The sequence below is a fragment of the Povalibacter sp. genome (assembly GCF_036735925.1).
Classification (GTDB): Bacteria; Pseudomonadota; Gammaproteobacteria; order Steroidobacterales; family Steroidobacteraceae; genus Steroidobacter.
Map to the genome: position 1 here is coordinate 1 of NZ_DAINNK010000119.1, position 10,587 is coordinate 10,587.

At 62.7% G+C, this 10,587-nt stretch carries 7 protein-coding genes; 4 read left to right on the top strand and 3 right to left on the bottom strand.

Annotation, left to right across the window (positions count from 1 at the left end; genetic code table 11):
- On the top strand, positions 1-3,030 hold a 3,030-nt coding region (locus V7D81_RS21825), incomplete at its 5' end, for an efflux RND transporter permease subunit (RefSeq protein WP_324320290.1).
- A gap of 44 nt (positions 3,031-3,074) precedes the next feature.
- A complete protein-coding gene (locus V7D81_RS21830; RefSeq protein ID WP_324320292.1) occupies positions 3,075-4,247 on the top strand; it encodes a trans-sulfuration enzyme family protein in 1,173 nt (390 codons plus the stop codon).
- 64 nt (positions 4,248-4,311) lie between these two features.
- On the opposite strand, the gene V7D81_RS21835 is transcribed toward V7D81_RS21830, so the two are convergent.
- Positions 4,312-5,751 carry an amidohydrolase family protein gene (locus V7D81_RS21835; RefSeq protein ID WP_324320294.1) on the bottom strand — a complete coding sequence of 480 codons (1,440 nt, stop codon included), beginning with the start codon at positions 5,749-5,751 and terminating at the stop codon, positions 4,312-4,314.
- 121 nt (positions 5,752-5,872) lie between these two features.
- Positions 5,873-9,223, bottom strand: coding sequence for an AAA domain-containing protein (locus V7D81_RS21840; RefSeq protein ID WP_324320296.1), 3,351 nt, complete (start codon positions 9,221-9,223; stop codon positions 5,873-5,875).
- Between the two features lie 141 nt (positions 9,224-9,364).
- Between V7D81_RS21840 and V7D81_RS21845 the strand changes: the two genes are divergently transcribed.
- Together V7D81_RS21845 and V7D81_RS21850 are read left to right on the top strand one after the other, a co-directional pair.
- On the top strand, positions 9,365-9,718 hold the full coding sequence (locus V7D81_RS21845) for a hypothetical protein (protein WP_324320298.1): 354 nt from the start codon (positions 9,365-9,367) through the stop codon (positions 9,716-9,718).
- Positions 9,699-10,238, top strand: coding sequence for a DUF6036 family nucleotidyltransferase (locus tag V7D81_RS21850; RefSeq protein WP_324320300.1), 540 nt, complete (start codon positions 9,699-9,701; stop codon positions 10,236-10,238). The genes V7D81_RS21845 and V7D81_RS21850 overlap by 20 nt, the downstream gene beginning before the upstream one ends.
- 18 nt (positions 10,239-10,256) lie before the next feature.
- On the opposite strand, the gene V7D81_RS21855 is transcribed toward V7D81_RS21850, so the two are convergent.
- A partial coding sequence (locus V7D81_RS21855; protein WP_324320302.1) for a rhodanese-like domain-containing protein occupies positions 10,257-10,587 on the bottom strand: 331 nt, incomplete at its 5' end.

Genomic DNA, 10,587 nt, shown 5'->3' on the forward strand with positions numbered 1-10,587 from the left:
CTCGTCTGCATTGGCTGGTTCGCCTTCAGCTCCGTGCCGCGCGAGGAAGATCCTTCGTTCAAGATGCCGGGCTTCGTCGTCACCGTGATCTATCCGGGCGCCGACCCGACCGATCTCGAACGGCTGGTGGTCAAGCCGATCGAGGACCAGATCGCGGAGCTGGACGATGTGAAGAAGATGGAAACCTCCATCTTCGACGGCCTGGCGGTGGTCGCGATCGAGTTCGAAGCTTTCGTCGATCCGGACAAGAAATACGACGAAGTCACGCGCGAGGTGAATGCGCTGCGCCCGGACCTGCCCGCGGACATCGCGCGGCTGGAAATCCGCAAGATGAGCCCGGGTCTGGTGAACATCGTGCAGATCGCGCTCGTGTCGGAAGATGCGCCCTACAGCGAACTGGAGGATTACTCGCGCGAACTCAAGGACACGCTCAAGACCGTCGACGGCGTGCGCACGTCGGAGAGCTGGGCCTTCCCGCCGCGCGAGCTGCGGGTCGAAGTCGATCTCAAGCGCATGGCCGGACTGCGCCTGGCGCCGGCGCGCGTCATCCAGGCGATCGAAGGCGAGAACGCCAACATCCCGGCCGGCGTCGTCGACATCGGCTCGCGCAGCTTCAGTCTCAAGACCTCGGGCAGCTACGAGTCGCTGGATCAGGTCCGCGATACCGTCATCGCGGCGGTGGATGGCCAGATCGTGCGCGTGCGCGATGTCGCGAACGTCTCGTGGGAATCGCAGCCCTACAGCTACGTCGGCCGGTTCAACGGCCAGCGCGCGGTGTTCGTCACGGCGAACATGAAGGATGGCTACAACATCCTGGAGGTGCGCGAACGGATCGACGCCGCGATCAAGCAGTTCCAGGCGGGGCTGCCGGCGCGCATCGACCTGCAGGTCGGCTTCGACCAGTCCCAGAACGTCAGCCACCGGCTGTCGCGGCTCTACACGGATTTCGGCATCGCGATCGCGCTGGTGCTGATCACGCTGCTGCCGCTCGGCTGGCGCGCCGCCGGCATCGTCATGATTTCGATTCCGCTGTCGCTCGCCTTCGGCATCGCGATGCTGTACTTCCTCGGCTATTCGCTGAACCAGCTCTCCATCGCCGGCTTCGTGGTGGCGCTCGGCCTGCTGGTCGACGACTCCATCGTCGTCACCGAAAACATCGCGCGGCATCTGCGCGAAGGCAGGACGCGCACGGACGCGGCGCTGGCCGGCACGAAACAGATCTTCGTCGCCATCCTCGGCTGCACCGCCACGCTGATTTTCGCCTTCCTGCCCTTGATGGCCTTGCCCGGCGTCGCCGGAAAGTTCATGCGCGCACTGCCGATGGCGGTGGTCATGACCATCGTCGGATCGCTGCTGATCGCGCTGTTCATCATTCCTTTCCTGGCCAGCCGCCTGCTGAAGGAGAACGACGGCGAACACGGCAACGTGTTCCTGCAACGCCTGATGGGCGTGATCCATCGCTACTATCGCCCGGCGCTGCACTACTGTCTGGCGCGTCCGAAGGCGACGGTGCTGATCGCCATCGGCGGCTCGATCCTGCTGTCCGGCCTGCTCGTGCCGATCCTCGGCAGCAGCCTGTTTCCCAAGGCGGACACGCCGCAGTTCCTGATTCAGGTGGAAGCGCCCAATGGCGCGAGCCTGGGCGAGACGGATCGCGCGCTGCACTTCGTCGAGGATCGCCTGCGCCAGATGCCCGAGGTGAAGAGCTGGTTTGCCAACCTCGGTCACGGCAACCCGCAGATCTACTACAACCACATCGTGCGCAACGATTCGCCCAACTACGGCGAGGTATTCGTGCAGTTGCACGAGTACGACACGCGACACACGCCGGCAAAGATCGAAGCGCTGCGCCATGCACTCGACAACTATCCGACGGCGCGCATCCATGTGAAGGAATTCGTCAACGGCCCGCCGATCACCGCGCCCATTGCCGTACGCATCGTCGGGTCCGATCTGGACACCGTCGAACAGCTGGCGGCGCGCGTGGAAAAACTGATCGAGGACACGCCGGGCACGCGCGACGTGCTGAATCCCCTGAAAGTGGCGCGCACGAATCTGCGACTGAACGTCGACTCGCAGAAGGCGAGCATGCTGGGCGTGCCGACCGTCGAATTCGACCGCGCCGTGCGTCTGTCGGTCGCCGGCATTCCTGCCGGCACGTTCAAGGATGCCAGCGGCGAACAGTACGGCATTGTGGTGCGTACGCCCGTCGGCACGCGCGCCGACCTGAACACGCTGGGCGAGGTGCGCGTGCCGTCGCTGTCCGGCGCGACGCTGCCGCTGTCGCAGCTCGCATCGCTGGAGTTCGAACGGGCACCCACCCAGATCCAGCGCTACGACCGCGAGCGCGCCGTGACCATCAACTCCGAAGTGGCCATGGGCTACAACACCGCCAAGGTCACGGCCGCGGTGGTGAAGCAGCTCGATGCCTTCGACTGGCCGCGCGGCTATCGCTACGTGCTCGGCGGCGAGGCCGAATCCGGCGCGGAATCGTTCAAGGGCATCGGCACCGCAAGCATCGTCGCACTGTTCGGCATCTTCGCCGTGCTGGTGCTGGAGTTCGGCAACTTCAAATCGACGCTGATCGTGCTGACGGTCGTGCCGCTCGGCATCTTCGGCGGCTTCATGGCGCTGCTGCTGACCGGCAATTCCATTTCCTTCACCGCGAGCATCGGCTTCATCGCCCTGATCGGCATCGAGATCAAGAACTCGATCCTGCTGGTGGATTTCACCAATCAGCTGCGCGAAGCCGGCACGCCGCTGGACGAGGCGATCGAACAGGCCGGCGAGATCCGCTTCCTGCCGATCCTGCTCACCTCCGCGACCGCGATCGGCGGCCTGCTGCCGCTGGCGGTCCAGAACATCGGCCTGTATTCGCCGATGTCGTGGGTAATCATCGGCGGGCTCGTGTCGTCGACGCTGCTCGCGCGACTCGTCACGCCCGTGATGTACAAGCTGATTCCGCCGGCGATCGGCGTTGCGAAGCAGCCGCCTGCCGAAGCGCCCGCCGGATCGCCGCTCACCGTGTGATCGCAGATTGCTATAGTGGCCTTCCTTTCCGGCAGGCCACTTCGATGAAGCTCGAAACTCTCTCCGTTCGCGTGGGACGCGAAGTCGAACCGACCGCCGGCGACGTCTCGCCGGCCATTCACCTCAGCACGACGTTCGAACGCGACGTCGACGGCCAGTTCTCGCGCGGGTATTCGTATGGACGCGCCGACAATCCGGGTCGCAAAGCATTGGAGCAGTGCATCACCGCGCTCGAAGGCGGGCACGATGCCACAGCGTATTCGTCCGGCTCCGCCGCCTCCCTCGCCGTCTTCAGCCTGCTGCGGCCGGGCGATCACGTCATCGCGCCCGTCGAGTCGTACCACGGCACGGCCAAGCAGCTGCGCGACATCATCGGACCGATGGGCGTGCAGTACACGTTCGTCGACATGACGAAGGTCGATGCGGTTCGCGCCGCGCTCACGCCGGCGACGAAGCTGGTGTGGATCGAGACGCCGTCGAATCCGATGCTCAACCTGAGCGATATCGAAGCCCTCACGTCCGTTGCACATGGCGCGGGTGCGATCGTCTGCTGCGACAATACGTTTGCCACACCGGTGTGGCAGCGGCCGTTCCGTTTCGGCGTCGACCTCGTGATGCATTCGAGCACCAAGTACTTCGGCGGCCACAGCGACGTGATGGGCGGCACCGTCGTCGCGCGCGAAGGCGGCACGCTGTCGGAACGGCTGCGCGACTACCAGGGCACGGCTGGCAACACGCCCTCGCCATTCGATTGCTGGCTGATCCGGCGCAGCCTCACGACACTCGCCTGCCGCGTGCGGGCGCAGACGGAATCGGCGGCGCGGATCGCGGAGTTCCTCAGCGGGCACAAAGCCGTCGAGCGCGTGTTCTATCCCGGGCTTGCATCGCATCGCGGCCACGACATCGCGCGCAGACAGATGCAGGGCGGCTTCGGCGCCATGCTGTCGTTCTGCGTGCGAGGCGGACGCGATGAGGCATTCGCCGTTGCGGGCCGGATGAAGTATTTCCTGCGCGCGACCAGTCTCGGCGGCGTGGAATCGCTGGTCGAGCACCGCGCCTCGGTCGAAGGTCCGCACACGGTCACGCCGCAGAATCTGCTGCGGCTGTCGGTGGGACTGGAACATGTGGACGATCTGCTGGGCGATCTGGAGCAGGCGCTCGCGGGCTGCTGTGGGGCCGGCTTCAGCCGGCCTGAAAACAGTCAGGCTAAAGCCTGACCTGCACAAAGAATCCAGCCGGCTGAAGCCGGCCCCACAGGAAGAGAAGATCCGCCCGCGTTTTCTACAATGCAATCTTCAATCGCGAGCGATCCACGGGCTGACCCCGCTGGATCACCTGCACGATGCGACGCGTGTTGGCGATATCGGCGAGCGGATCGCCGTCGAGGACGAGCAGATCGGCCTCCTGCCCGGGCGCAATCGAACCCCACTGACGCTCCTCCTTGAAGAAGCGCGCCGCGTTGGCGGATGACGCAGCCAGCGCATCCATCGCCGATACGCCGCCTGCCACCATCAGTCGCAGTTCCTCGTGCACGCCGTAGCCTGGGAAGGCATAGGGATTACCGGTGTCGGTGCCCGTCAGAAGAATCGCACCGGCCTGCTGCGCCGCGCGCACGTGATCGAGGATCGGCGGCAGTCCCGACCTGCCGAAGTATTCGCGCTCGCGTTCGAAGAATCGCTGCGTTCCCTGCGTCGAAGCGACCTCGGCATCCGTTACGGTCTCGCGCAGAAACGGGTCGTCCATGCGCGTCGGATCCGCGGTCCAGTTCAGAAAGCCGTCATAGAGATTCAGCGTCACGGAGTAGAAGAACTTCGACTCGCCCATGCGTCGATGCAGTTGCGTATCGAACGGCCCGGTGATGATGGCGTGAGCGGCGGCATCGACGCCCGTATCCAGGCACACATCGAGTTCGTCGCGCGAGGAGATGTGGGCAATGACCGGAATGCCGGCGTCATGCGCCGCATCGACGACGGCCTGCACCACGTCGCGCGGCATCTGCGGATGATCATCGCCGAACGGACCAGGACCGGATTCGATGGTGATCTTGATCACGTCGGCGCCCCACGTGGCCAGCCGCTTCACCTCGGCGCGAGCATCGTCGGGCGTGCGCAGCAGCGTGACAGCGCGCAGCGGCATCAGATCGATGGGACCGCTCGCCGGCGCTGCCGCCACGACCTCGGCGATGCGCTGGCGGACATCGGGGGAATAGATGGTCGTGGTGGGATGCGAACTGGGCACGGTCAACAGCGACCCGACGGCATAGATCTTCGGTCCCTGCCATTCACCCGCTGCGAGCTTGCTGCGGAAGCCATCGATCTCCGACGGCGAGGCGGCGTTCGAACCCATGTTCAGAATACGGGTGACGCCGTAGTAGAGACTGCGCGCCAGCGTCGTCTCGACCACGTGGTCGCCTTCCACAAACGTGCCGGTGCCCCAGTGCAGGTGCATGTCCACGAACGCGGGGACGATGAACTTGCCCGAGGCATCGAGCGTGCGCAACGCTTTGAAAGCGCGCGCATCGAGCTGACCTGCGGCAACGATCACTCCCGCGTCGATCGCTACTGCCGCATCTCTGACGACACTACGAGAAGCGGGATCGATGACGGTCCCGCCGACGATCAGCAGATCGACCTCGCGCGCTTCGCCGCCGGAACGACAGCCGGCGAGCAGGCACAGACACAGCAGGGACAGCAACCCGGACAGGTAGAACTTCGATGACACGAGAACCTCCATCGGTCTTCCGGTTAGTCTGTCGCGAGATTGCCGGTAATGCGCCGACTCTTCTACTTTTCGACCGCGACATCCTTGCTCCCGGTACGGGCCGGTATCGGCACTCTTACAGCTAGTGCACCCGAGTATCGAGCAGTGCGTCGACGGTTCTTTTCAAATCGCGACCAATCTGCCGTGGCGATATTCGGCGTACCTCATATCCTTCCACCGCCAATCGCAGATCCGCTGCATCCGGAGAATCCTCGGAACGGAATGCGTGACCATCGCATTGCACCGCGATTCGTCGATCGCCGCTCGTCACTGCAATTCCGAGGCGATCGACGCCGCACATCACTCCGATCTCTGCGACCAGGCCGCGGCCTGCCATTTCATTGCGCACGTCCAGCTCGAATGGCGTGTATGCACCGGCTTCCTGAAGCGACATGCAATACTCGGCGAGGTCCCGCAGAATCGTCTGTGTGCCAAGGCAAACCTCAAGATCGCCCACGATAATCAACTGTCGTCGTGCACGCGTGATTGCAACGTTCACCAGATTCTTGTTCAGCGCCATCAGTGCACCCAGTTGCTCGGGACTTCCCGCAATCGCCGGCGAGTAGATCATCACGTCCCTTTCATCGCCCTGAAACTGATGCACTGTTTTGACGGCGACTGAACTCGCATGAGACAACGCTTCAGCCACCATTCTCTCAATCAATACGACCTGAGCGTGGTAAGGACTGACAACGCCCACGCTCAGAGCTGAACCAGAGTTCCGCGCCAGCAAAGCCGCAATCGTTCTGATGACTGCCTCCGCCTCTGGCGCATTCCGCCGACTTCCGCTGCGGAGCAGCTCCATCTCGCCTCTGACATCGACCCACTCGATACCCTTCTCGCCTTTCCAGACTCCCGGATCCGTACACACCACCAATCCGCCGTCATACAAGGAACTATGACGGTTCGAGAATTCGACAATGGCGGGATGACAGCGAAAGTGCTGATCGAGAAGAATCGGCACGCCGTCAAGACAGCGTCGCGCCAGCTCGAAGCAGTTCATCTTGACGTAGTTCCAATCGACATGTTGCCTGCTTGACAGACCAGTGGTCGTCGCCAGGCGCTCGGCTCGGTGCGATTTCAAGCGCGTCACATGCGTCAGCTGGTGTGGATCGCCGATCACGACCGCACGCTTCGCGCGATACAACAGCGGCACCATCGAGGCGACGTCTCCTTGCGACGCCTCGTCGATAATCACGAGATCGAACAGGCCAGGAACCAGCGGAACGTTGTCTTTGGCACTCAGGCTCGTCAAAGCCCAAACGGGAACCAGTGGCAACAAGTCTGCAAACACGCTTCCCAACACCTGCGTCGGCCATCTGGCGGCAGGATCGCCCGCCAACGTGGTCAACACTCGGGAACCGGCGGCTCTGGCACTCGCCGGCACGCGCGCCTTCCGGTCGTTGAGGATGGACGTCAGCAGCAGTCTCCCCATTTGCTGGCGTTCAGGGTCGTGATCGGCCATCGAGATCTCGAGCTGATCGATCGTGGGCAGGGATTCGCGCTCTTGAGCAATTGCGACCTGTTTGCTTTCGAGCTCCCTGGCGCGTGCGATCTGGTCGATGATATTTCGCACTCGGCTTGCCAACGCCTTGAGCGAAGGTGAATCGCGGAGCATTAGCGGTGAGCGCCGGTCAGTCAGTGCCGCCAGAGTCTCAGCCGGCACGGTGGCTTTCGCCTCCCGGAAAAATTCATCGACCCGCTTCTCGATCCAGCGGCGCCTCAACCATGGAAAAAGATACGCAAGAAACGGCATCGATCGACCTATCGAGCGCTTCAGCAATCCAAGAACGTTGTTGATCGTCTGCTGATCCAGCTGACTGAAAAGTCCTGCCGGAAGCTTCGTCAACTCGGCATCCAGCTGCACTGACGCCTCGCGATATGCGCGATCGAGGCGTTCATGGTCGATGAAGGCATGATGCAACTGCGCGATGCGGGCAGCGCATCGATCCCACTTCAGTCGCACGGTTGCCAACTGCGGATCCCGATCCCCCACAGCAGTCACCGCCGCCCTGAGCTTGCTGACGGTCGACTCCCGAGCTGCTCTGTTGCCTGTGCGGATCGGACGCACGTCTGGGGCGACCCGCTCCAGACGATCGATCACTACGTCCACTGCAGCGTTGTTCTTCGACGCGACCAGCACGGACTGACCGTTGGCAAGGGCCGCGACAATCGTATTGACGAGGACCTGCGACTTGCCCGTGCCGGGCGGCCCGGTAACAACCGTCAGCATGGACTTCAGTGCGGAATGTGCAGCCAGATCTTGGCGATAGTTGGTCTCGGTGATCGTGGGATGAACATCGACGCCCGCTACCGCTGCAACTCTGGTGGCAGTGAGCATGAGCCCCAGAGGCCCCCGTTCGAGCTCGTCAGGTTTCGCGCGCCCCAGTTGCTGCAGCTCGTCAAGGAGTTGTTTCGTCGGACCGACTCGACTCGTCGCGGGCATGAACATGAGCGCGTTCGAGACACCTCGATTCGTTGCAACGGGACCCAATGAAAGTGGATCAAGGACTGGGGCCGAATCTACGACACCGCGGGCCTGCAGAATGTCCAGTCGGGCTTGAAGGCGCTCGGCCGCGCTGTGTGCTCCCGCCAGCAATCCAGACTCATTGAGCTCATCTTCAAGGTCGTTGCGACGCTCTCGTTCATCGATCCCCAACAGGACCAGCGCCTGAGGATTCAGGTCCTCAGTTTCAACATTGGTGCGCTGAAGCGTGACGTCTGCGCCATCGATGCTTAGATCGCACTCCACCGTGAAGAGTGGCGCGACCCGAACTTGTTCGATCCCTCTGTCCTCAATAATCCCTGTGACTATCGGATAGCCGACAAGAATCGAAGTCGCTCCCTGCTCGGACTGTTTTCTGCACCATTCGACCACTTCGGGATTGACCACAACACCGGTGTCCTCATCCGTCGCCAGCAAGGTGACGATGGGATCCGCGCCCTCCTTCTGCAACGCGATCTCCCTGCTTTGCAGATCGAACATGGCGCCAAGCGCCGCCTCGGCTTCGACACACTGAATCAGGTATTCGATCACACGATGGTGAGGATGGACCTTTGACGCAGATTGCGTCGGATCGCGGAGAACGCGGGTCTGACGCGCGTGCAACTCCAGACTGCCGTTGTATTCCTTGAGGCTTCCCTCGACGACGACTCGCTCGCCCTCGAGCACGGCATCGGTCTCGTTCCACCAGATTACCGGTACGTCAGATGCTCCCTCTCGTACCAGTCGCGCGCGTACGTAAGTTGCACCATCACGCTTTCTTCGTGTTTCGCGGGACGTTACGGTGCCGGTAAGAGAAACCTTGCTGCCGGACCGGAGAACAGAATCCGCTGTTGTCATGCTCGGCGCGCTCCAGGAAACCCTTATCTTAGCGGCCCGGACGCAATTCCGACGATTTCGGTTGACCCCATTGCCGGCAATAATCGTCACGGGTTACGCTTATTCGTGGCCAGAAAACCTGCAAAGACTCGCAAGCGACCGCGCGGCCGCCCACCCACCGGATCGGCCATGACACCTGCCGAGCGCATGCGGCGACTGCGACAACGGCGCAGGGCTGCAGGACTCAAGCCAGTGGTCGCCTGGGTGCCGAACGAATCGACGGCGATATCCACCTATTCTTCGCATCGGCTGCTGGATGCGCGCAGCCTGGCGATGCATGCGGTGATAGCACGAAAGATCGAACGCGATCCCCAGCTTCTCGAAATCGCTCGCAGAAATGTCGAGCGCTGGAGTTCCGCCCGCCGTAGCCATGTGCCGACGTGGCTCGAGGAATGGCGTCAACTGCTGAGTCAACCCTGGCAAAACGTGGCAGCGATCATCACGGATCCCGGCGAGAACGCAGCGCGTCTGCGGCAATCCTCACCCTTTGCCGGAATCCTTACTCACCGGGAGCGATGGCAGATCCATGCAGCGTTCCGAGCTTGAGCACCTGATTCGGGCAGCCGGGTCGATCGCCAACGAGTCCGAAATCGTCATCATCGGCAGTCAGTCGATTCTCGGGCAGTTTCCCGATGCGCCCGCTTCTCTGTTGGTCTCCGCGGAGGCGGATGTGTTCCCTCTCCACCGCCCGCAGCTATCGGATCTCATCGACGGCAGCATAGGAGAGGGATCACCCTTTCACGAGCTGTATGGCTATTACGCCCAAGGTGTCGACGAGAAAACAGCAACCTTGCCTGCCGGATGGCGCCAGCGCTTGGTGAAGATCAGCAATCCGAATACGGCCGGCGTGACTGGTTTATGCCTGGAAGTAAACGATCTGGCCATCTCGAAGTACGTGGCCGGCCGCGACAAGGATCGGGCGTTTACCAGGGAACTGGCGAAGCACGGCATGATCCAGCGGGACGCGCTCTTGAACCGGGAGCGTGAGACGAGCTTGCCTGCGGAATTGCGCAAGCTGGTGAGGGCTCGCATCGAACGGGACTTCAAAGGCTCCGCGAGCGGGTAGCCGGAAGGCAGGCCGCCGTTACTTCTCCACCGACTGCTGCTTTTCGCGCCACGCCTTCATGTCGCCGTCGAGGTGCAGCAGGCGTGTGAAGCCGTTCTCCTTGAGCCGCGAGGCGGCGCGCTCGGCGCGAACGCCGGTTTCGCAGTAGACGACGATGTCCTTGTTCGCAGCATCCGGCAACGAAGAGATGCTGGCAGGCAAGTACGTGTACGGAATGTTGATGGCGCCGGGCACGTGACCGGCAGCGAATTCCTCCGGCGTGCGCGCATCGAGAATCAGTAGCGTCGCGTCCTCGTCGGCGATGCGCTTGTTGAGTGCGGCCTGATCGATCTTCGGCGTGTCGGCGGCG

Excerpts from the sequence above, each read along its gene's own strand:
- V7D81_RS21830 (WP_324320292.1), top strand. The coding sequence starts at position 3,075 with ATGAAGCTCGAAACTCTCTCCGTTCGCGTGGGACGCGAAGTCGAACCG.
- V7D81_RS21850 (WP_324320300.1), top strand. The coding sequence starts at position 9,699 with ATGCAGCGTTCCGAGCTTGAGCACCTGATTCGGGCAGCCGGGTCGATC.